Below are 21,410 nucleotides of genomic sequence, written 5' to 3'. Positions count from 1 at the left end.
GGATCACCTCCGGAACGTCTAGTTCCAGGGTGCTCCTCCCACCCGCCGCACGCACCCGTCCTCCCGGGGCCTATCCGGCGTGCAGCATCAGCCCGATCCCGACGACGAGCAGCCCCGCCGCCGCGATCCTCGGCGCCCCGAACCGCTCCTTGAAGAACACGGCCCCGATCGCCGCGCCCACGATGATGGACGACTCCCGCAGGGCCGCGATGGGGGCCAGGGCGGCGCGGGTCTGGGCCCACAGGACGAGCGCGTAGGCGGCGACGGACAGCGCCGCGCCGACCAGCCCGAGCACGGCGAAGGGCCGCAGCACCGCCACGGTCCGCCCGCGCCACCGCCACACGGCGTACGCCGGGAGCACCACCCCCTGCACCGCCATCAGCCAGGCGATGTACCCCAGCGACGAGCCGGAGGCGCGCACGCCGAGACCGTCGACGACGGTGTACGCGGCGATGGTCAGCCCGGTCGCCAGGGCCGCCCCGATCGCCGCCCAGTCGGGCCGGCGCCCACGCAGTCCCCACAGGGCGACGCCGGTCAGGCCCGCGCAGGACAGGGCGATGCCGGCGGCGGCCCAGCCGTCGGGCACCTCGTCGGCGACCAGGGCGGCGAGCACGGTCACGACCAGGGGCGCGGTGCCGCGCGCGATGGGGTAGGCCTGGCCGAAGTCGCCCAGCCGGAAGGACTTCATCAGCAGCGCGTAGTAGGCGATGTGGATGACGGCGGAGCACAGCAGGTACGGCCAGGCCGCGGCGGCCGGGAACGCGGCGAACGGCGTCAGGGCCAGCCCGATCACCAGTCCGCCGCCGGAGATCAGCGCGAAGCCGGCGAGCTTGTCGGTGATCCGGTGGGCGAGGGCGTTCCAGCCGGCGTGGGTCACGGCGGCGAGCAGGACGGCGGCGGTGACCAGGGGCGTCACGAGGTGCGCTCGCGCACGTCCACGAGTGTGCCGCCGGCGTGGGTGACGAGGTCGCGCGGCGCCATGGGGAAGACGGTGTGCGGGGTCCCGGCGGCGGCCCAGACGATGTCGTGGGCGAGCAGGGAGCGGTCGGCGAGGACCCGGGTCCTGGTGCGGTGCCCGAAGGGCGGCACGCCGCCGATGGCGTATCCGGTGGCCTCCCGCACGGCCTCGGCCCCGGCCCGGGTGACCTGCCGTGCCCCGAGCTCCTCGCGTACGCGCTCGACGTCCACCCGGGAGGCCCCGTCCATCAGCACCAGGACGGGCACACCGTCCGCGGCGAAGATCAGCGACTTGCAGATCCGGCTCAGCTCGCATCCGAGTGCGGCGGCGGCCTCGGCGGCGGTGCGGGTGGCCTCGGGGAAGCGCCGGACCTGCCCCACCAGGTCATCGAGTCCGGCCTCGCGCAGGGCCTGGACGAACAGGGGGTGTGCTCCGGAGCCCGAGGCGTCAGTGGCGGCTGTCGTCGTCATGCGGGCACGCTAGCGGTGCGTGTAGAGGGCACGCGAGCCGGTTTCAGGCAGCGCCGTCCTCCGTGGGGACGTCCGCGAACTCCCACCACGCCAGGGGCAGCCAGTCGCCGTCGACGAATCCGTCGACCGATCCTCCGGTGCCGCGGATGGCCACGCGGGTCCCCACGGGATAGGTCTGACCGGACAGGCCGGAGACCGCTACGAGCAGTGTGCCGATACGTCGTGACAAGGCCATAGATCCTTTCTCCTCTTGGTGCAAATCGTCTCATCATGTACCAGCCTGGTATATGAGCTACGGCACAGATGGAGGTGCTTGCGATGAGGGCTGTCGTCTACAAGGGCCCCTTCGAGGTAGCGATCGAGCAAGTGGAGGATCCACGGATTCAGCACCCCAACGATGTGATCGTCCGGGTCACCTCGACCGCGATCTGCGGCTCGGACCTGCACATGTACGAGGGCCGGACGGCCGCGGAGCCGGGGATCGTGTTCGGCCACGAGAACCTCGGCGTCGTGGAGGAGACAGGAGAGGGGGTCACCTCGCTCAGCCGCGGTGACCGGGTGGTCATGCCGTTCAACGTGGCCTGCGGCTTCTGCAAGAACTGTACGGCGGGGTTCACGGGCTTCTGCCTGACCGTGAACCCGGGCTTCGCCGGCGGCGCCTACGGTTATGTCGCGATGGGCCCCTATACGGGAGGGCAGGCGGAGTACGTGCGCGTTCCGTACGCCGACTTCAACTGCCTCAAGCTTCCCGAGGGCACCGAGAAGGAGACCGACTTCGTCCTCCTCGCCGACATCTTCCCGACCGGCTACCACGGCAACGAACTGGCCGACGTGCGTCCCGGCGAGAGCGTCGCCGTGTACGGCGGCGGCCCGGTCGGGCTCATGGCCGCCTACTCCGCGATGCTGCGCGGCGCGAGCAAGGTGTTCGTCGTCGACCGGGTGGCGGAACGGCTGCAGAAGGCGGAGGAGATCGGGGCGGTGCCGATCGACTTCACACAGGGCAACCCGGCGGAGCAGATCAAGGAGCACACCGACGGCCAGGGCACGGACAAGGGCGTCGACGCCGTCGGCTACCAGGCCCAGGCGCAGGGCGAGGACCGCGAGGAACCGGCGATCGTGCTGAACTCGCTCGTCGAGACGGTCCGGCCCACCGGTGCCCTCGGCGTCCCCGGCCTGTACGTCCCGAGCGACCCGGGCGGGCCGGACGACCAGGCCAAGAAGGGCATGCTGATGGTCTCCATCGGGCGCCTCTTCGAGAAGGGGCTGCGGATGGGCACCGGCCAGTGCAACGTCAAGCGGTACAACCGGCACCTGCGGGACATGATCATCGAGGGCCGTGCGACCCCGAGCTTCGTCGTCTCGCACGAGCTGCCGCTGGACCAGGCCCCAACGGCGTACGAGAAGTTCGACAAGCGGGTCGAGGGCTACACCAAGGTCGTCCTCCATCCGCACGCGGCGTAAAAACCCGGGTCAGGCCGGCTGTCACTCGGTGACGTACGCGAGGAACGACTCCCACGCGGCGGGGACCACCGTCACGTGGGGAGTCCCCGGGGCCTTGGAGTCGCGGACGTGGATCACGGCGGGGGTGTGGGCGACCTCGACGCAGTCGCCGGGCTCGCTGCTGCTGCTGTAGCTGCTCTTGAACCAGTGCAGTTCCGGCGTGCTCATAGTCTCTCCAGGACTTGCTCGATAAAGGTCTGCGACTCCCGCGGCGTGAGAGCCTGCGCCCGGATCATGCCATAGCGCAGTTCAAGGACCCGTAGGTCACGAGGGCTTGAGACCGGACGGCCGTTGAACGCACCCTCGGAACGCCCGATGGCCGTGCCGTCGGCGAACTTCAGCACCTCGATCAGGCCCTGCGTACCCGCGTGCTCTTCCCGGTCTGTCGGCATGACTTGGAGCGACACATTTCGCAACTTGGCCATCTCCAGCAGGTGTTCGAGTTGGCGGCGCAACACCATCTTGCCCCCGAGGGGGCGTTCGAGCGTCACCTGTTCCTGGACAAAACTGAGATCCGGCACGGGGTTCCGCTCGAAGACGGACTTTCGAGCCATGCGTGCGGCGCTCTCCCGCTCGATCACGTCGGCAGAGAGGGCGGGCTGTCGCATCTCGAACAACGCCCTCGCATACTCCGGCGTCTGCAGCAGCCCGTGGATGTTGTGATTGCTGTAGAGCAGCATCTCCACCGCCCGCCCCTCCAGCTCCGCCAGTTCCCGCACCTTCTTCGGATACCGGGCCCGCTCCATGTCCTTCGTGAACGCCCTCAGATGCCCCTGGGCGTTCAGCACCCGGTCCGCCCTGTCCAGGTACTCCGGCCGGGGAATCCGGGCCCCCCGTTCCATCTTGCGGATCATGTCCTCGCCGTAGCCGAGCATGTCGCCCAGCTCGGCGACCCGCAGACCCGCCGCCTCCCGGCACACCTTCAGCAGCTTGCCCACCGCCTGGACCAGCGGCTCGATCTCGTCGCCCGGCTCGACATCCCAGCCGGCCTCGTCGACAGCCTCGTTCATGCCCACCTCCATCGCGCAGCCGTACCCGTACAACGACCGGGACAGCCGGGACAGCACGAGACAAGCTCGGGACAACTGCGGTACGCCCACCCGCAGTCGCCGGTCACGGCGCGCGGACTCGGCCACGCTGAGTCACATGGACCAGGAGACCACCATCCGCAACCTCAGCCTTCTGCTCTCCCCGACGCCCCGGGGCGCGCGGCTCGCCCGGCTCCTCGCCGTGGAGCAACTGCGCTCGTGGGACGTGCCGTCGGACCCTGCCGAGCAGATCGTCGCCGAGCTCGCGGCCAATGCCGCCACCCATGGCCGCGTGCCCGGCCGGGACTTCCGGCTGACGCTCTACGTCGTCGGCGGCACCCTCCGCATCGAGGTCACGGACCCGCGCGGCGACCTGCTTCCCCACGCCACCCGGCCGGCCCCGGACGCCACCACGGGCCGGGGCCTCCTCGTCGTGGCCGCCCTCGCAGGCCGCTGGGGCGTGACACCGGGGCCGCACCCGCGCAAGACGGTGTGGGCCGAAGTCGAGGTGCCCGGGTGAAAGGCCGGTGAGGACGCACCGTCCCACAGTGCGCCCTCACCGGCAGGTTTCTGACGATCCGTCAGACTCGGACCAGTTGCCTGTCACCGTCGTCGTCGCCGGAGGCGGTGCGCAGGCCCTCGCCCTCGACGTCCACGTTCGGCAGGGTCCGGTCGAGCCACCTGGGCAGCCACCAGGCCTTGCGGCCGAGGAGGGCCAGGACGGCCGGCACGATGGCCATGCGGACGATGAACGCGTCGAAGAACACCGCGATCGCGAGGCCGAAGCCGATCATCTTGACCATCGACTCGGAGGAGCCGATGAACCCGGCGAACACGGCGATCATGATGACCGCGGCGGCGCTGACGACCCGGGCGCCGTGCCGGAAGCCCGTCACCACGGCCTGGGCCGGCTTCTCGCCGTGGACGTAGGCCTCCCGCATCCGGGTCACGAGGAACACCTCGTAGTCCATGGCCAGGCCGAAGACCACGCCGACCATGAAGATCGGCATCATCGACATGACGGGCCCGGTCTGCTCGACGCCCATGAGGCCGGACAGCCAGCCCCACTGGAAGACCGCGACGACCGCGCCGAGCGCCGCCATCACCGACAGCAGGAAGCCGAGGGCCGCCTTCAGCGGGACGAGGATCGAGCGGAACACCACGATCAGGAGCAGGAAGGCGAGGCCGACGACCAGCACCAGATAGGGCACGAGCGCGTCGTTGAGCTTCTGGCTGACGTCGATGTTCATGGCCGTGCTGCCGGTGACCAGGACGTTCGCGCCGGTGTCGGCCTTGACGTCCGTGCCCGCGTCCCGGATGCCGTGCACCAGGTCCTCGGTGGTGACGGAGGACGGCTTGGAACCGGGGATCACGGTGATGGTGGCGGTGTCACCGGCCTTGTTGGGCGCGGGCGGCGTCACCGTGACGACGTCCTTCAGGCCCTTGATCTCGTCGCCGACCGCGGTGAAGGCGGCCTTCGGGTCGTCGCTGCCCTTGGCGTCGACCACGACCATCAGCGGGCCGTTGAAGCCCGGCCCGAAGCCCTCGGAGAGCAGGTCGTAGGCGCGGCGCTGGGTGGTGGAGGTGGGCTGGGAGCCGTCGTCGGGCAGGCCCAGTTCCAGGCTCGCGGCCGGGACGGCGGCCGCGCCGAGGCCGACGACGCCGAGCAGCAGGACCGCGATCGGGCGGCGGACCACGAAGCTCGCCCAGCGGCTGCCCAGGTTCGGCCTGGCCGGCCCGTCCTGCGCCTTGGCCCGGCCGAACAGCCGGCCCTTCTCCCCCGCCGGCCTGACCTTGCGGCCGGCGTATCCGAGCAGCGCCGGGATCATGGTGAGGGCGATCAGCACCGCGATGGCCACGGTGCCGGCCGCAGCGATGCCCATCTTCGTCAGCATCGGGATGTCGACCACCGACAGGCCCACCAGGGCGATCACGACGGTCAGGCCCGCGAAGACCACGGCGGAGCCCGCCGTGCCGACGGCCCGGCCGGCCGCCTCCTCGCGCTCGCGGCCCTCGGCCAGTTCGGCGCGGTAGCGGGAGACGATGAACAGCGCGTAGTCGATGCCGACCGCGAGGCCGATCATCATGGCGAGGGTGGAGGTGGTGGAGCCCAGGTCCAGGGTGCTCGCCAGCGCCGTGATGCCGGAGACGCCGATGCCCACGCCGATGAGCGCCGTCAGCAGCGGCAGCCCGGCCGCGACCAGCGAGCCGAAGGTGATGACGAGGACGACCGCGGCGACCGCGATGCCGATGATCTCGCTGGAGCCGGTGTGCGGCACGGCCTGCAGCGCGTCACCGCCGATCTCGACGGTCAGCCCGGCCTTCCGCGCGTCCTGCGCGGAGTCCTCCAGGGCGTCCTTGGAGGCGTCGTCGAGCTCCATGCCGGAGACCTTGTAGGACACCTGCGCGTAGGCGATCGTGCCGTCCTTGCTGACGGCCCTGGCCTGGTACGGGTCGGTGACGCGGGCGACCTCGGAGCCGTCGGACAGCTCCTTGACGGTCTCCCGCACCGTCGCCTTGTTGCCCGGGTCGGTCATCTTCTCGCCGCTCGGCGCCTTGAAGACCACGCGGGCGGTGGCGCCGTCGGCGCTGGTGCCGGGGAAGCGCTGCTCCAGCAGGTCGAAGGCCTTCTGCGCCTCCGTGCCGGGGATGGAGAACGAGCTGTTGCCCGCGGCGGGTGCGCCGGCCGCGCCGACCCCGGCGAGGGCCAGCAGGGCCACCCAGATCAGGGCGACGAGATGCCGCCGCCGGAACGAGAGCCGGCCGAGTTTGTAGAGGAATGTGGCCACGAGGGCGTACTCCCGGTCAGTCGTGAGGTCTTCAGGGCAGGGGTGATCAGCCCGACGACGATGGGGGCGCCCCCATGCCCTTGAGGCAATGGGGGAGGTGACGTCAGGTGGAGGGCTAGCTGGGGGACTAGTCGGTGGTGGGGACGCCGAGGGCGGGGAGGACCACGGCGTCGATGTACGAGGTGAGGAAGGCCGCCGTCGGGGGCTTGTCCTCCAGGACCGCGCAGGTGACGAACGCGCCGAGCATCATGTGCACCACGAACTCCAGCGCGGGACAGTCCGGACGGACCTCGCCGCGGTCGACGGCGCGCTGGAGCAGGCGGCGCGAGTCCGCGATCTCCGGCTCGATGATCTGGCTCTTGAACTCGCGGTGGAGGTCGGCGTTGGCGTGCATCGCCGTGGCCAGTCCGCGCATGAGCGCGCCGTTCTGTTCCATCTCGGCGTCGTCCGCACGGGCCAGCAGGGCGTGGAAGTCGCCGCGCAGGGAGCCGGTGTCGATCTCGTCGAAGTTCTGCACCGGCTTGGTGTGCCGGAGCGCCTTGACGACGAGCTGGGCCTTGCCGCCCCACTGGCGGTAGAGCGTGGCCTTGCTGGACCGGGTGCGAGCGGCCACGGCGTCCATGGTGAGGGCGTCGTAGCCGACTTCGCGGAGCAGGTCGAGCACGGCCGCGTACAGCTCGGCCTCGCGCTCGGGGGTGATCCGACTGCGACGCGCGGTGGCGACCTCAGCCATCTCTCTCACCTTCCTGCTCCGAACGACACGGTTTCGTACGTCTTCAAGGTAGCGCAGCCCTGATAGAAACGAAACCGTTTCGTACGTGTGCTGCGTCACGGCGGCCCCTTTGTCATAACTTGCTGTGCTTCCCGCCCGGGCAAAGCATGGTCGGGTGACCTATCTGCGCCTGCCGCATCTCCATGACGACCTGCTGTGCTTCGTCGCCGAGGACGACCTCTGGCTCGCCCCGCTCGACGGTCCGGGCCGCGCCTGGCGGCTCACCGTCGACCGCACCAAGGTGGGCCACCCGCGCTTCTCGCCCGACGGCCGCCACCTCGCCTGCACGAGCTGGCGCAGTCTGGTGCCGGAGGTCCATCTGGTCCCGGTGGACGGCGGCCCGGGCCGGCAGGTGAGCCACTGGGGCAGCGCCGACACCCGGGTCTGCGGCTGGACCCCGGACGGCGAGATCCTGGCCGTGGCCTCGCACGGCGAGCCGTTCTCCTACTTCACCTGGGCCTACAAGGTCTCCCCCGACGGCGACCCGGGCCGCAAGCTGCCCTGGGGGCCGGTCTCCGACATCCAGGTGGCCGACCTGGACGGGGAGCGCAGGACGCTGCTGCTCACCGGCACGCCCCCGCACGAACCGGCCGCCTGGAAGCGCTACCGGGGCGGCGCCACGGGCCGGCTGTGGCTGCACGGCGAACGGCTGCTCGAAGGCCTCGGCGGCCATCTGCACTCCCCCATGTTCGTCGGCGACCGGATCGCCTTCCTCTCCGACCACGAGGGCGTCGGCAACCTCTACTCCTGCGCCCACGACGGCTCCGACCTGCGCCGCCACACCGACCACGACGCCTTCTACGCCCGGCACGCCGCCAGCGACGGCACGCGGGTGGTGTACCAGTGCGCGGGCGATCTGTGGCTGGTCGACGACCTGTCCCCGGACTCCGGACCACGCCGGCTGGAGGTACGGCTGGACGGGCCGCGCGCGGGGCGGCGCCCGTACCAGGTGGCGGCCGCCCGGCACGTCGACGGGATCTCGGTCGACGAGACCGGCCGGGCCAGCGCGGTCGTCGTGCGCGGCAGCCTGTACTGGCTCACCCACCGCGACGGACCCGCCCGCACCCTCACCGACACCCCCGGCGTCCGGGTGCGGATGCCGGAGATGCTCGGCGGGAGCGGGCGGGTGGCGTACGTGACGGACGCGGAGGGCGAGGACGCCATCGAGATCGCCTTCCTGCCCCGGGCGAGCGGCGACCGCACGCCACGGCGGCTGTCGGCGGGCGCCCTGGGCCGGGTGCGCGAGCTGGTCTCCGACCCCGACGGCGAGCGCCTGGCGGTCGCCTCGCACGACGGGCGGCTCCTCCTGGTCGACGTCTCGGAGGAGTCCGGCGGCGAGGTCACCGAGCTCATCCGGTCCCTCAACGGGCCCGTGCGCGACCTCGCGTTCTCCCCGGACGGGGCGTGGCTGACCTGGTCGCACCCCGGCATCGGGCGGACGCTGCGCCAGATCAAGCTGGCCCGCATCGCGGACCGGTTCGTCGTGGACGTCACCAACGGCCGCTTCGAGGACGAGAACCCGGTCTTCACGCGCGACGGCCGCTACCTGGCCTTCCTGTCCTGGCGCGGCTTCGACCCGGTCTACGACGTGCACACCGGCGACCTGTCCTTCCCGCTGGGCTGCCGCCCGTACCTCGTGCCGCTGTCCTCGGCGACGCCCTCCCCGTTCGCGGTGAACCCCGAGGGCCGTCCGGCCGCCGGGGGCCTGGACCCGGTGGAGGACGACGAGAGCGCGGAGAGCGGGGCCGTCACCGTCGAGGTGGAAGGGCTGGAGAGCCGGGTCACGCCCTTCCCGGTGGCCGCCTCCAAGTACTCGGCGCTGCACCCGGTGGCGGGCGGCGGACTGGTGTGGCTGCGCTGGCCGATCTCGGGCGCGCTGGGCGAGACGTTCGCCAACCCGGACGACACCAGCGGCCGGCCGACCCTGGAGCACTTCGGCATCACCAAGGCCAAGAAGTCGGAACTCGCCCAGCACCTGGACTGGTTCGCCGTCAGCGGCGACGGCAGCCGGCTGGTGATCGTCGACGAGGGCGAACTGCGCGCGGTGCCCGCCAACGAGCCGGGCGACTCGGACTCCACGGTGTGGATCGACGCGCGCCGCATCCTGCACACGGTCGACCCGGCGGCGGAGTGGCGGCAGGCGTACGACGAGGCCGGGCGGCTGATCCGGGCCTACTTCTGGGACCCGGGCATGTGCGGCATCGACTGGGACGGGGTTCTGGACCAGTACCGTCCCCTGGTCGAACGGGTCGCGTCCCCGGACGAGTTCGCCGACCTGCTGCGCGAGGTGCTCGGCGAACTGGGCACCTCCCACGCCTATGTCACCGCCGCCCGGCGCAACGAGGGCCCGCCGCACTACCAGCGCCGCCAGGGCCTGCTGGGCGCCAACTTCGTACGCCGGGACGGCGGCTGGACGGTCCGGCGGATCCTGCCCGGCGACTCCTCCGACTCCAAGGCCCGTTCCCCGCTGGCCGGTACGGGCATCCGGGAGGGCGCCGTCCTCACCCATGTGGACGGCCGCCCGGTGGATCCCGACGCGGGCCCGTACCCGCTGCTGGCCGGTGCGGGCGGGACGACGGTGGAGCTGACCTTCTCGCCCGCCGAGGGCACGGGTCCGCCCCGGCGGGTCGCCGTGGTGCCCCTGGTCGACGAGCGGCCGCTGCGCTACCAGGACTGGGTGGCCAAACGCCGGGCGGTGGTGCGGGAGCTGAGCGGGGGCCGCTGCGGCTATCTGCACATCCCGGACATGGGCGGCTCGGGCTGGGCGCAGTTCAACCGCGACCTGCGCATGGAGGTGTCCCGGCCCGCGCTGATCGTGGACGTGCGCGGCAACGCCGGCGGGCACATCAGCGAGCTGGTCATCGAGACCCTGAGCCGCACGATCCTCGGCTGGGACCTGACCCGTGACGCCCAGCCCGTCTCGTACACCTCGAACGCGCCGCGGGGCCCGGTGGTGGCCCTGGCCGACGAGGCGACCTCCTCCGACGGCGACATGATCACCGCCGCGTTCAAACTGCTGAGGCTGGGGCCGGTGGTGGGGCAGCGCACCTGGGGCGGGGTGGTCGGCATGACCGGCCGGCACGAGCTGGGCGACGGCACGGTGATCACGGTGCCGATGAACGCGGCCTGGTTCGAGGCCTACGGCTGGTCGGTGGAGAACCGGGGCGTCGCCCCGGACGTCGACGTGCTGCGCACCCCGCTGGACTGGGCGGAGGGGCGGCACGCGCAGCTGGCCGACGCCGTCGAACTCGCTCTGGGACTGCTGGAGTCCAACCCGCCGGCGACGCCGCCGACCTACAGCGACGTGCCGGACCGCTCCCGTCCGAAGCTGCCGCCCCGGTCGTGACGGACGTCCGGGCCCGCGGGGCGAGCGGGCCCCACAGGGGAAAGGGGCGCCCCGCACGGGGGCGCCCCGGTCCGCTCAGCGCGCAACGTCAGGCGTCGTAGTCCTGGTCGAAGCGGTCCTCCTGCTCGCGCTCCCGCTCACGGTCGCGCTGCGGCTGCGAGGGGTCCATGTCCTCGTCACGCCGGCGGTCGCGGCCCTGCATCTGCTCGCGAGCCTGGTCCGCCTTCTGACGGGCCTGGTTCTGCCACTGCTCGGACTTCTCCTGGAACTGGTCCTTCATACCCATGTGGGTTCACTCCCGTTGGGGGTGAGGGGATCTGGCTCGATCAGATTCACACGGGTCGTGACGCTGCGCATGTCGATCACTCACGGAGCGTGGTGCGCTGCTGTTCGTCGGCGGCGCCACCGGCTCCGACCAGGCCCGTTCGCATGCCCGTCAGCCGGTCCGCGAACCGCCGCATCTCGCGCTGGCCCACCGTCCCGATGACCCCGGGCAGGTAGCCGCGCACGCCCTGCATGCCGCGCAGCCACCACTGCCCGTAGACGTGGCTCGACCGGCGCTCGATCCCGGTCACGAGCCGGTCCACCGCCGGGCCCAGCGGGTAGGTCTTGTTGGACGGCCAGGGCAGCCGCTGCCGCAACTCCCGCATGACGTCCTCCTGGTCGGCCCCGCGCACCATGTCGGTGTCGGTCCACGACAGGTACCCGACGCCGACCTTCACGCCCCGGTAGCCGACCTCGGCGCGCAGGCTGTGCGCGTACGCCTCCACGCCCGACTTGGACGCGCAGTACGCGGTCATCATCGGTGCCGGGGTGATCGCCGCGAGGGACGCGATCTGCAGCAGGTAGCCCCGGCTCTCCAGCAGCATCGGCAGGAACGCGCGGGCCGTCACGGCCGAGCCGACCAGGTTCACCTCGATCACCCGCCGCCAGGACTCCGGGTCGGAGTCGGCGAACGGACCGCCGGTCGCCACACCGGCGTTGGCGACGACGATGTCCACCCGCCCGAAGCGCTCTTTCACTTCTTCGGCGACCCGGGCCATCGCCTCGTGGTCGGTGACGTCGGCGTGCCAGTGGTCGCTGTCGCTGTGCAGCCGCGCGGAGACCTGCTTGAGCGCGTCCGGCTCCAGGCCGACCAGGGCGATGCGCACACCGCGCGCGGAGAGCTTGCGGGCCAGCAGCTCCCCGACGCCGCGCGCCGCTCCGGTCACCACGGCGACCTTGCCTTCGAGGCTCACCCTGCTCATGCGCTCTCCTCGGATCGAACCTGGATGTGTGTGCTGACGAGCTCGCGTATCTTGCCGGTGACCAGCTCGGGCGCCTCGACCGGGGTCATGTGGCCGATGCCGGGCAGCTCGGTGAACCCGGTGCAGTTCGGCAGGGCCTCGCACAGGGCCCGGGACTGGGCGGGCGGCGTCAGCCGGTCCGCCGTACCGACGACGATGGCCGTGGGCACGGTCAACTCCCGCACGCCCTGGTCGAGATCGAGCAGGTCCAGCACCTGCGACCAGCTGTGCCGGACCTTGCGGGGGCAGGCGTGCACGATCCGGGCGCAGGCCTCGACCATGTGCGGAGCCGAACCGGGGCCCATGGTGCCGTACTTGAGGATCCGGCGGGCCGCCGGCGTGACCGGCCCCAGCGGGGCGCGGGAGCCGAGGATCCGCCGGGTCAGCCAGGTCCGCACCCGCCCGGGCCGCATCGGGACGACGGTGGAGCCCGCGACCAGCTGCGAACTGCCCGTGCTGCACAGCAGGACGGCGGCCGCGTGCGCCTGGAAGGCGGCCCGCACGGAGGCCGCCATGACGGTCATGCCGCCCATGGAGTGCCCGGCGATCACGGCCTGTTCACCTGGGGCGAGGGTGGCTTCGAGGACGGCTTCCAGGTCGTCGGCGAGCGCGTCGGTGCTGCACGCCGGGCTCGCGGGGCTGCGGCCGTGGCCGCGCTGGTCGTAGGCGATGACCCGGTGGTCGGCGGCCAGGTCGCGGATCTGCGCCGCCCAGAAGGCGGTCGAGCAGGTCCAGCCGTGGGCGAGGACGACGGCGGGGGCGAACTCGGGCCCGTGGATCTCGACGTGCAGCCGGGCGCCGTCGGCGGAGACGGCGGTCAGCTCGCGCACGGGAGCGGGCGGGGCGTACGGCCCGGACGTGACGTGCGACAGGCGGCTCACGCGTCCACCCCGGCCTTCCGCGCGGCCTGCGCCTCGCTCGCCCCGGCCGCCGGCGGCCGCAGGACGTCGTACTCGGCGAGGTCCACCCGGCGCGTCGCACGCCGGAACTCGGCTGTCGTGCCGGGCCAGATGGTGGTGTTGCGGCCGGCCGCGTCGAGGTACCAGCTGGTGCAGCCGCCGGTGTTCCACACCGTGCGCTTCATGCGCTCCTGCACCCGGTGGTTCCAGCCCCGCACGGCCTCGGGGCGGGCGTCCAGCGCGACCCGGCCGCCGAGCACGTCCAGCTGACGGACGTAGTCGGCCAGGTAGTTCAGCTGGGACTCGATCATCAGGATCATCGAGGAGTTCCCGAGGCCCGTGTTGGGGCCGATGATCGTCATCCAGTTGGGGAAGCCGGCCGCGGAGGCGCCGCGCAGGGCCTCCATACCGCCCTTCCAGGTCTCGGCGAGGGTCCGCCCGTCGGCGCCCACGACCCGCTCGGCGATGGGCATGTCGGTGACGTGGAAGCCCGTGCCGAAGACGATGGCGTCCACCTCGGCCTCGCTGCCGTCGGCGGCGACGAGGGTCGAGCCGCGCACCTCGGAGAGGCCGCTCGCGACGACGTCCACATTGGGCTGCGCGAGCGCCGGGTAGTACGCGCTGGACAGCAGGATCCGCTTGCAGCCGATGCGGTAGTCGGGCGTGAGCTTGGCCCGCAGCTCCGGGTCCTTGATGGCCCGGGCCATGTTGCGCTTGGCCAGCTGCTCGACGAACCCGAGCTCGTTGGGGTGCTTGGTGAACGCCTGGACCTGCAACTCCCGGATGCCCCACAGCAGTCCGCGGCGCAGTTGCGAGGTGAAGGGCAGCTGCCGGTGCAGCCACCGCTCGGCGTCGCTGATGGCCCGGTCCATCCGGGGCATGACCCACGGCGGGGTGCGCTGGAAGAGGGTGAGCCGGGAGACGTCCGGCTGGATGGACGGCACGATCTGGATGGCCGAGGCGCCGGTGCCCACCATGGCGACGCGCTTGCCGCGCAGGTCGTAGTCGTGGTCCCAGCGGGCGGAGTGGAAGACCTTGCCGGGGAAGGAGTCCAGGCCGGGGATGTCCGGCACCTTCGGGTCGGACAGCGGACCGGTGGCCGACACGACGAGGTCGGCGGAGAGGTTCCCGCTGCTGGTCTCGATGTCCCAGCACAGCCGCTCGGCGTTCCACGTCATCCGCTTCACCTCCGAGTCGAAGCGGATGTGCGGCCGCAGCCGGAACGTGTCGGCCACGTGCTCCAGGTAGGCCCGGATGTGCTCCTGCCCCGAGAAGGTGCGCGGCCACTCCGGGTTGGGCGCGAAGGAGAACGAGTACAGATGCGACGGCACGTCACAGGCGCACCCGGGGTAGCTGTTGTCCCGCCAGGTGCCGCCGACACTGCTCGCCCGTTCCAGGACGACGAAGTCGGTGACGCCCTCCCGGCGCAGCCGTACGGCGGCCCCCAGCCCGCCGAACCCGGACCCGACCACCGCGACCCGCACATGCTCGTGTTCGCGCTCGCCCATGCCGACACCTCCACACACCACGAGAACCGCGCCAGTGAACACTGGCGCAATGGGAGCGTAGAGCAGAGGCGTACTGATGGGTAGGGGGTGCGACGAGGAAGTTACCCGCGGTACGCCTTAAGGTGCCCAGGTGGCCGAGAAGCGTGAATACCGCATGGAAGAGCTGGCCCGCCTCGCCGGGATCACGGTGCGCACCCTGCGCTTCTACCGCGAGCGCAAGCTGATCCCGCCACCGCGCCGGGAGGGCCGCATCGCCTGGTACGACGACCAGCACCTGGCCCGGCTGCGCACCATCACGGCCCTGCTGGAACGCGGCCACACCCTCAGCGGCATCGCGGAACTCGCGGAGGCGTTCGACCACGGCCGGGACGTCGGCGACCTGCTCGGCGTGGGCGGCCCGACCGAGGAGGAACCGGTCCACCTCACGCCCGAGGAACTCGCCGACCACTTCGCGGGCGAGGCCACCCCGGAGAACCTCGCCACCGCGATGGAACTGGGCTACCTCGGCACCGACGGCGGGGAGATCGTCCACATCAGCCGCCGCCTGCTGGACGTCTCCTCGGCCCTGGTCCGCGAGGGCATCCCGCTCGCGGAGGTCCTCGGCGCCGCCAAGGAGGTCCGCGCCCACGCCGACGCCCTGGCCGGCCTCTTCGCCGACCTGGTCCTGCGCCACGCCTCCGCGGACGATCTGCCGCGGCTGCGCCCCCTGGCCCGCAGCGTGGTGGAGGCGGAGCTGTCCCTGGCCCTGGACCGCAGAATGCGGTCGTAACCGGCCGGCGGTCGCCTCCCGCCCAGCGGTCGTAGCCGGCCGGCGGTCGCCGCCACCTAGCGGTCGTAGACGACGGTCACCGGCGCGTGGTCGGACCACCGCTCCGAGTGCGTGGCGGCGCGCTCCACGAACCCCTTGACCGCCCGTTCGGCGAGCCCGGGGGTCGCCACGTGGTAGTCGATCCGCCAGCCGGTGTCGTTGTCGAAGGCGCGCCCGCGGTACGACCACCAGGAGTACGGCCCCTCGGTGTCCGGGTGCAGGGCGCGCACCACGTCGACGTAGCCGCCGTCGGCCGGGTCGAGGACGCGGCCGAGCCACTCACGCTCCTCGGGAAGGAAGCCGGAGTTCCTGGTGTTGCCGCGCCAGTTCTTCAGGTCGGCCCGCTGGTGGGCGATGTTCCAGTCGCCGCAGACGACGACCTCGCGCCCCTGAGCCGCGGCCCGCTCGCGCAGCCCCTTCAGATAGGCGAGGAACTCGCCCATGAAGCGCTCCTTCTCCTCCTGCCGCTCGGTGCCGACCTCGCCGGAGGGCAGATAGAGGGAGGCGACGGTGATCCCGGGCAGGTCGGCCTCCACGTACCGTCCGCTGCCGTCGAACTCGGCGGACCCGAACCCGATCCGCACCCGGTCGGGCTCACGCCGGCTGTACAGGGACACCCCGGCCCGGCCCTTGGCGGCGGCCGGCGCGTGCACCACGTGCCACCCCTCGGGCGCGCGGACGTGCTCGGGCAGCTGCTCCGGCTCGGCGCGCACCTCCTGCAGGCACAGCACATCGGCGTCGGTCGCGGCCAGCCACTCCACGAAGCCCTTCTTCGCGGCGGCCCGCAGCCCGTTCACATTCACAGAGGTCACAGTGAGCACCCGGGCACGATACCGGCACCCTGGACGGAGTCCAGTTCCGGATCACATACGGTGGTCGGCATGCACATACGCCGGGTCTCCTTCGACCACCCCGACGCCATGAAGCTGAACGACCAGGTCCAGGCCGAGTACGCCGTCCGCTACGGGGACGACGGCGACGCCACGCCCATGGCCGCCACCGACTTCGACCCGCCGAACGGCACCTATCTGATCGCCTACGACGAGCACGGCAGCCCCGTCGCCTCGGGCGGCTGGCGCGCCCAGGACGCGAACGACGAGGGCAACCTGGACGGCGACGCCGAGCTGAAGCGCATGTACGTGATCGAGCAGATGCGCGGCCGGGGCCTGGCCCGCCGCATCCTGGCGGCCCTGGAGGAGGACGCCCGCGCGGCCGGGCGCGTCCGCATGGTCCTGGAGACGGGCACCAAGCAGCCGGAGGCCATCGCCCTGTACACGTCCAGTGGTTACGAGCCGTGCGCCAAGTTCGGCTACTACCGCCACCACGAGTCCAGCCGCTGCTTCGCGAAGCGTCTCTGACGACCCGAAGGGCCCTACGGGGCCCGCGAACAGAGCAGAGCCCCTGTCGGCTGTCGCCGACAGGGGCTCGAAGCTGCGTGGACCTGAGGGGATTTGAACCCCTGGCCCCCTCGATGCGAACGAGGTGCGCTACCGGACTGCGCCACAGGCCCTTGCAACGAGTGAAACTCTAGCACCCCGATCGGCCTGCATAAAAATCCGTTCCCGGGCGGCGGCCGGCCGCGGGCGCGCGGGGCTACTCGTTGGCGGCCCGGGGCCGGTCCCCGTCCTCGTACTGGTCGAACAGCGGCGTCCGGCCGCGCTCGCGGGCCCGCCGCGCGGAGGCCGCGGCGGGGTTCTGGCCGCGCGGGCGCTTGCGGGCGGCCGGCGGGGCCTCGCCGAGGCCGTCGCCGTCCGCCCCTTCCGGCGCGTGGGGCTCCGCAGCGGCCGGGCCCGCGGCGCCGGCCTCGTCCGCCGTTTCCGGGGTGACCGAGCTCGACCGGGCCGCGCTCCAGGTGTCGGGGGCCCCGAGGTCCACGTCGCTCGTCGCCCGGGGGGCGACCGGCGCGGTCACGTAGGTGGGCAGGGGCACCGGCACCGGGTCCCAGCTGTCGCCCTGTCCCGGGCGCCGCTGCCGCTCGCGCTGCTGGTCGACCCACTCCGCGTGGTCGGTCTGCTCGACGAGGGCGCGCCGGTCCGCCGCGAGGGCCGAGAGGCCGGGGTCGGTCACCGGCTCGGGTCCCTCCTCCGGTTCGTCGGCCTCGTCCTCGGCCAGGGGGCGCCGCCGGGGCTGGCGCTGCCGCTCCCGCAGCCGCTGGGCGGCGGCCTCGGCCCGGCGGCGGTCCATCTGGTAGGTGAAGCGGCGCCGCTCCTGGGCGCGCAGATAGGCGATGTACACGCTGAGCATCACGGCGGGCACGCCCGGGGCCCACAGGAACGCCAGGCCTCCGACCGCGGCGACGATCGCGCCGAGGGTGAAGGCGAGGAAGAGCATGGTGGTGGTGCGCCGGCGGCGCGCGAGCACCTTCGAGCGCCGGGCCCGTGCCGCGGCCGCCTGGGCCTGCGGCGACATGCCGCGCCGGGCGGCGGGCACCCGGCCCTCCTCGCGCTCGGGACGGACCGCGTGCGGCGCCGGGCGGGCCGGCTGCTCGGGGACGGGCGACGGAACGGGCGCCTGGGTCTGGGGGCGGGTCTTGGACACGGCGAAGGCCCGGACGTCCACCGACTCGGTGACGGCGTCCGGATCGCCGGCGTCCTGCTCCCCCTCCTCGGTGGAGCGCGCCCGCAGGTCCTTGGCGTACCGGCGCTCCATGGCCGCCTTTCCGGACAGAAGCCGGATGGCGGTGCTGAAGCGTTCCGTCGGACGGGCCTCGTTCAGCTCGTCCTGCCTACGGAGCCACATCGGCACCAAGTAGGCGGCCCAGGCCCCGACAATGACTGCGTAGATGAGGCCGCTGCTGCTCACGCCTCACACCGTAGAGGGGTTTGCGTGAGGCCATCTGCCAATTGAGCCGGTGTGTCGCACGATCTGGCTGATATTTCGAACTTTTTTTGCGACTGATGCGATCAGCACACCACCGAGGCCGGGAATTCCTGGCTCCGAGACGGTCAGTGGCCGATCAATTTCGAACACATATTCAATTTCCGGGGTGGGGTCGCATTCCCGGATTACTCTGCGATCGTGCCCGCTGCCAGCGCCTGAGCAAACCGTCCGGGACCTCTTCCGCCGTGAGCGCGAAGACGAGGTGGTCGCGCCAGGCCCCGTCGATGTGGAGATAACGGGGCCGCAGCCCCTCCTCGCGGAATCCGAGCTTTTCGACGACCCGGCGGCTCGGGCCGTTCTCAGGGCGAATGCAGACCTCGACGCGGTGCAGTCCGACGGTGCGGAAACAGTGGTCGACGACGAGCGCCACCGCCGTCGGCATGACCCCGCGCCCGGCCACCGCCTCGTCCACCCAGTACCCGACGTGCCCCGAGCACATCGAACCCCAGGTGATCCCGGCGACCGTCAGCTGTCCCACCAGCCGCCCCTGGTACTCGATGACGAACGGCAGCATCCGGCCGGCGTTCGCCTCCGACCTGAGGTGGCGGACCATCTGGCGGAAGGTCGGGCGGTGCGCGATCGGCCCGCTCGGGGTGGGCGGCGGGATCGTCGCCTCCCAGGGGCGCAGCCAGTCGCGGTTGCGCCGGTTGACCTCGCGCCACGCCCGCTGGTCGCGCAGCTTTATCGGCCTGAGGACGACGTCGCCGTCGACCAGCTCGACGGGCCAGGCTGGGCTGTTCAGCTCGCACCCCCGTCGGGTCTGGGGTGGTCGCCGCCGCGCAGCTGCTCGACGGCGTGGACCAGCAGCGGCTCCAGCACGGCGAGGCCGTCCCTGACACCGCCGCTGGAACCGGGCAGATTGACGATCAGGGTGCCCCCGGCCACTCCGGCCAGGCCCCGGGAGAGCGCCGCGGTCGGCACCTTCTGCCGGCCGAACGCCCGGATGGCCTCGGCGATGCCGGGCACCTCGTGGTCGATCACCCGGCGCGTGGCCTCGGGGGTGCGGTCGGTGGGCGAGATGCCCGTGCCGCCGGTGGTGACGATGACGTCGTAGCCCGCCTCGACCCCGGCGCGCAGGGCCGCCTCGACCGGGTCGCCGTCGGGGACGACCTGCGGGCCCTCGACCGCGAAGCCGAAGCCCTTCAGGCCGTCGGCGATCAGCGGGCCGCCCTTGTCCTCGTAGATGCCCGCGGCGGCCCGGTTGGAGGCCGTCACGACGAGAGCGCGGTACGTCATGTCCGGCTCCAGTCGCCCGACTTGCCGCCCGTCTTCTCCTCGACCCGTACGTCCGTGATGACCGCTCCCTTGTCGACCGCCTTGACCATGTCGATCACGGTGAGCGCGGCGACGGAGACCGCGGTGAGGGCCTCCATCTCGACGCCCGTGCGGTCCGTGGTCTTCACGGTGGCCAGGATCTCCACGGCGTCGTCCGCGACCGACAGGTCCAGTTTCACACCGGACACCGACAACGGGTGGCAGAGCGGGATCAGGTCGGGGGTGCGTTTGGCCCCCATGATCCCGGCGATGCGCGCGGTCGCGAGGGCGTCTCCCTTGGGGACGCCCTCACCGCGCAGCAGCTCGATCACACGGGGCGAGACGAGGACGCGTCCGCTGGCGCGGGCGGTGCGCGCGGTCACGTCCTTCTCCGACACGTCCACCATGCGGGCGGCACCCGCCTCGTCGAGGTGCGTCAGCCTGCTGTGCGTGGAGCCGTCCTGCGTGCGTGGGTCCTGCGTGCTCATGCTGTGTGGCGCTCCCGGTCCGGGCCCGTCGCGGTGCGGCGCACGGGCCTGCTGTGCGCGACACGGTACCCCCAACCAGCGGCTATCGGCCGAGCAGGACCACCTCGACCGGGGCGCCGGGCTCGACGGACTCGGTGTCCTCGGGGACGACGATCAGCGCGTCGGCGTGGGCCAGGGCCGCGACCAGGTGGGATCCGGCGCCGCCGACCGGGGTGACCCGGCCGTCCGCGTACGTGCCGCGCAGGAACTGGCGGCGGCCCTTCGGGGAGGTCAGCGCCTTGTCGGCGGCCAGGGTCGCCCGGGTGGTCGGGCGGTGGACGTCCGGCAGTCCCATGAGGGCGCGGATGGCGGGGCGCACGAACAGTTCGAAGGAGACGTACGACGACACCGGGTTGCCGGGCAGGGCCAGCAGCGGGGTGTGGTCGGGGCCGATGGAGCCGAAGCCCTGGGGCTTGCCGGGCTGCATGGCCAGCTTGCGGAACTCCACGCCGCTGCCCGGCTCGTCCTCGTCCCCGACGTGGGACAGGGCCTCCTTGACGACGTCGTAGGCGCCGACGCTCACCCCGCCCGTGGTGACCATCAGGTCGGCGCGGACCAGCTGGTCCTCGATGGTGGAGCGCAGGCCGTCGGCGTCGTCGGCGACGGCGCCCACGCGGTAGGCGATGGCGCCGGCGTCGCGGGCGGCGGCGGTGAGGGCGAAGCTGTTGGAGTCGTAGATCTGACCCGTGCGCAGTTCCTCGCCGGGCTGGACGAGTTCGCTGCCGGTGGAGAGCACCACCACGCGCGGGCGCGGGCGCACCCGCACGCTGCCGCGGCCGATGGCGGCGAGCAGGGCGATCTGCGGCGGGCCGAGGATCGTGCCGGCCTCCAGGGCGCGGTCGCCGGCCTTCACGTCGCTGCCCTTGGCGCGCACATGGGCGCGGGCCCCGGCCGGGCGGTACACCTGCACCTGGCCGGTGGCGTCCTCGGGGCCGAGGCTGCGGGCGCGCATCCCGCGCACCGGGCCCTCGCCGAGCCCGCCGTCGGTCCACTCCACGGGCACGACCGTCTCCGCGCCGGGCGGCAGCGGGGCGCCGGTCATGATGCGGGCGGCCTGGCCGGGCCCCACGTGCGGCGGTTCCGCCTGGCCGGCGGCGACGTCCCCGACGACCTCCAGGGCCGCCGGGAACTCCTCGCTCGCGCCCGCCACGTCCGCGACCCGCACCGCGTAGCCGTCCATCGAGCTGTTGTCGAAGGGCGGCAGGGACACCGGCACCGTGACGTCCTCGACGAGGACGCAGCCCTGCGCGTCGAGCAGATGCAGCTCGATCGGCTCCAGGGGCCGGACGGTGGCCAGGATGTCCTCCAGGTGCTCGTCCACCGACCAGAGGTGGTCGGGGCCCGAGTGCTCCTGGTCCGTGACGCGGGGCGCGGCGCTGCTCAAC

At 72.3% G+C, this 21,410-nt stretch carries 22 protein-coding genes and 1 tRNA gene; 5 read left to right on the top strand and 18 right to left on the bottom strand.

The window, feature by feature from the left end; all coding sequences use genetic code 11:
• Positions 1 to 70: 70 nt before the first annotated feature.
• Genes CHR28_RS11630 through CHR28_RS11620 form a run of 3 tightly spaced genes read right to left on the bottom strand, consistent with a single transcriptional unit; the run spans position 71 to position 1,657 of the window.
• Complete coding sequence (locus CHR28_RS11630) at positions 71 to 916, bottom strand: EamA family transporter (protein ID WP_094053471.1); 846 nt, start codon at positions 914 to 916, stop codon at positions 71 to 73.
• Positions 913 to 1,428, bottom strand: coding sequence for a YbaK/EbsC family protein (locus CHR28_RS11625; RefSeq protein ID WP_094053470.1), 516 nt, complete (start codon positions 1,426 to 1,428; stop codon positions 913 to 915). The genes CHR28_RS11630 and CHR28_RS11625 overlap by 4 nt, the downstream gene beginning before the upstream one ends.
• Before the next feature lie 43 nt (positions 1,429 to 1,471).
• Positions 1,472 to 1,657, bottom strand: coding sequence for a hypothetical protein (locus CHR28_RS11620; RefSeq protein ID WP_094053593.1), 186 nt, complete (start codon positions 1,655 to 1,657; stop codon positions 1,472 to 1,474).
• An 89-nt stretch (positions 1,658 to 1,746) separates the two neighbouring features.
• Here CHR28_RS11620 and CHR28_RS11615 point away from each other — a divergent pair, with 89 nt between their 5' ends.
• Positions 1,747 to 2,889, top strand: a complete 1,143-nt coding sequence (locus tag CHR28_RS11615) for a glutathione-independent formaldehyde dehydrogenase (RefSeq protein WP_094053469.1) — start codon at positions 1,747 to 1,749, stop codon at positions 2,887 to 2,889.
• Between the two features lie 21 nt (positions 2,890 to 2,910).
• Here the strand turns inward: CHR28_RS11615 and CHR28_RS11610 are convergent, their stop codons facing one another.
• The gene (locus CHR28_RS11610) at positions 2,911 to 3,096 is read right to left on the bottom strand and encodes a DUF397 domain-containing protein (protein WP_094053468.1); all 186 of its coding nucleotides are present in this window, start codon (positions 3,094 to 3,096) and stop codon (positions 2,911 to 2,913) included.
• Positions 3,093 to 3,938 carry a helix-turn-helix domain-containing protein gene (locus tag CHR28_RS11605; protein ID WP_094053592.1) on the bottom strand — a complete coding sequence of 282 codons (846 nt, stop codon included), beginning with the start codon at positions 3,936 to 3,938 and terminating at the stop codon, positions 3,093 to 3,095. The genes CHR28_RS11610 and CHR28_RS11605 overlap by 4 nt, the downstream gene beginning before the upstream one ends.
• A 136-nt stretch (positions 3,939 to 4,074) precedes the next feature.
• On the opposite strand from CHR28_RS11605, the gene CHR28_RS11600 reads away from it, so the two are divergent.
• Complete coding sequence (locus tag CHR28_RS11600; RefSeq protein ID WP_094053467.1) at positions 4,075 to 4,476, top strand: ATP-binding protein; 402 nt, start codon at positions 4,075 to 4,077, stop codon at positions 4,474 to 4,476.
• A gap of 61 nt (positions 4,477 to 4,537) precedes the next feature.
• On the opposite strand, the gene CHR28_RS11595 is transcribed toward CHR28_RS11600, so the two are convergent.
• Positions 4,538 to 6,745 (bottom strand): MMPL family transporter, encoded by a 2,208-nt coding sequence (locus tag CHR28_RS11595; RefSeq protein ID WP_094053466.1) that lies wholly within the window; start codon positions 6,743 to 6,745, stop codon positions 4,538 to 4,540.
• Between the two features lie 127 nt (positions 6,746 to 6,872).
• Positions 6,873 to 7,478 carry a TetR/AcrR family transcriptional regulator gene (locus tag CHR28_RS11590; RefSeq protein WP_094053465.1) on the bottom strand — a complete coding sequence of 202 codons (606 nt, stop codon included), beginning with the start codon at positions 7,476 to 7,478 and terminating at the stop codon, positions 6,873 to 6,875.
• 154 nt (positions 7,479 to 7,632) lie between these two features.
• Here CHR28_RS11590 and CHR28_RS11585 point away from each other — a divergent pair, with 154 nt between their 5' ends.
• Positions 7,633 to 10,863, top strand: a complete 3,231-nt coding sequence (locus tag CHR28_RS11585; protein WP_094053464.1) for a S41 family peptidase — start codon at positions 7,633 to 7,635, stop codon at positions 10,861 to 10,863.
• An 88-nt stretch (positions 10,864 to 10,951) separates the two neighbouring features.
• Here CHR28_RS11585 and CHR28_RS11580 read toward each other — a convergent pair whose 3' ends face one another.
• The 4 genes from CHR28_RS11580 to CHR28_RS11565 all read right to left on the bottom strand — a co-directional run bounded on the left by CHR28_RS11580 (position 10,952) and on the right by CHR28_RS11565 (position 14,556).
• Positions 10,952 to 11,149 carry a hypothetical protein gene (locus CHR28_RS11580; protein WP_094053463.1) on the bottom strand — a complete coding sequence of 66 codons (198 nt, stop codon included), beginning with the start codon at positions 11,147 to 11,149 and terminating at the stop codon, positions 10,952 to 10,954.
• 76 nt (positions 11,150 to 11,225) lie between these two features.
• On the bottom strand, positions 11,226 to 12,110 hold the full coding sequence (locus CHR28_RS11575) for an SDR family oxidoreductase (protein ID WP_094053462.1): 885 nt from the start codon (positions 12,108 to 12,110) through the stop codon (positions 11,226 to 11,228).
• Positions 12,107 to 13,030, bottom strand: a complete 924-nt coding sequence (locus CHR28_RS11570; RefSeq protein WP_094053461.1) for an alpha/beta fold hydrolase — start codon at positions 13,028 to 13,030, stop codon at positions 12,107 to 12,109. The genes CHR28_RS11575 and CHR28_RS11570 overlap by 4 nt, the downstream gene beginning before the upstream one ends.
• A complete protein-coding gene (locus tag CHR28_RS11565) occupies positions 13,027 to 14,556 on the bottom strand; it encodes a flavin-containing monooxygenase (protein ID WP_094053460.1) in 1,530 nt (509 codons plus the stop codon). Before CHR28_RS11565 ends, CHR28_RS11570 begins: the two co-directional genes overlap by 4 nt.
• Before the next feature lie 130 nt (positions 14,557 to 14,686).
• Here CHR28_RS11565 and CHR28_RS11560 point away from each other — a divergent pair, with 130 nt between their 5' ends.
• Positions 14,687 to 15,325, top strand: a complete 639-nt coding sequence (locus tag CHR28_RS11560) for a MerR family transcriptional regulator (protein ID WP_094053459.1) — start codon at positions 14,687 to 14,689, stop codon at positions 15,323 to 15,325.
• A 56-nt stretch (positions 15,326 to 15,381) separates the two neighbouring features.
• Here the strand turns inward: CHR28_RS11560 and CHR28_RS11555 are convergent, their stop codons facing one another.
• Positions 15,382 to 16,185 (bottom strand): exodeoxyribonuclease III, encoded by an 804-nt coding sequence (locus CHR28_RS11555; RefSeq protein ID WP_094053458.1) that lies wholly within the window; start codon positions 16,183 to 16,185, stop codon positions 15,382 to 15,384.
• Positions 16,186 to 16,245: 60 nt separating this feature from the next.
• On the opposite strand from CHR28_RS11555, the gene CHR28_RS11550 reads away from it, so the two are divergent.
• Positions 16,246 to 16,722 (top strand): GNAT family N-acetyltransferase, encoded by a 477-nt coding sequence (locus tag CHR28_RS11550; protein WP_094053591.1) that lies wholly within the window; start codon positions 16,246 to 16,248, stop codon positions 16,720 to 16,722.
• Positions 16,723 to 16,800: 78 nt separating this feature from the next.
• Here CHR28_RS11550 and CHR28_RS11545 read toward each other — a convergent pair.
• From CHR28_RS11545 to glp, 6 genes are all read right to left on the bottom strand, one after another.
• Positions 16,801 to 16,874 (bottom strand) — tRNA-Ala (locus CHR28_RS11545).
• 83 nt (positions 16,875 to 16,957) lie between these two features.
• A complete protein-coding gene (gene sepX / locus CHR28_RS11540) occupies positions 16,958 to 18,166 on the bottom strand; it encodes a divisome protein SepX/GlpR (RefSeq protein ID WP_094053457.1) in 1,209 nt (402 codons plus the stop codon).
• 172 nt (positions 18,167 to 18,338) lie between these two features.
• Complete coding sequence (locus CHR28_RS11535; RefSeq protein WP_094053456.1) at positions 18,339 to 18,986, bottom strand: GNAT family N-acetyltransferase; 648 nt, start codon at positions 18,984 to 18,986, stop codon at positions 18,339 to 18,341.
• Entirely contained in the window at positions 18,983 to 19,480 is a 498-nt protein-coding gene (locus CHR28_RS11530) for a MogA/MoaB family molybdenum cofactor biosynthesis protein (RefSeq protein ID WP_094053455.1), read from the bottom strand. Before CHR28_RS11530 ends, CHR28_RS11535 begins: the two co-directional genes overlap by 4 nt.
• Entirely contained in the window at positions 19,477 to 19,986 is a 510-nt protein-coding gene (moaC, locus tag CHR28_RS11525) for a cyclic pyranopterin monophosphate synthase MoaC (protein WP_094053454.1), read from the bottom strand. The genes CHR28_RS11530 and moaC overlap by 4 nt, the downstream gene beginning before the upstream one ends.
• An 82-nt stretch (positions 19,987 to 20,068) precedes the next feature.
• Complete coding sequence (glp, locus tag CHR28_RS11520) at positions 20,069 to 21,409, bottom strand: molybdotransferase-like divisome protein Glp (RefSeq protein WP_094053453.1); 1,341 nt, start codon at positions 21,407 to 21,409, stop codon at positions 20,069 to 20,071.
• Between the last annotated feature and the right edge of the window lies 1 nt (position 21,410).

Source organism: Streptomyces sp. XY006 (assembly GCF_002237655.1).
GTDB lineage: Bacteria > Actinomycetota > Actinomycetes > Streptomycetales > Streptomycetaceae > Streptomyces > Streptomyces levis.
Note: the sequence above shows the minus strand (reverse complement) of the source record. Positions and strands in the feature narration are given on the sequence as shown.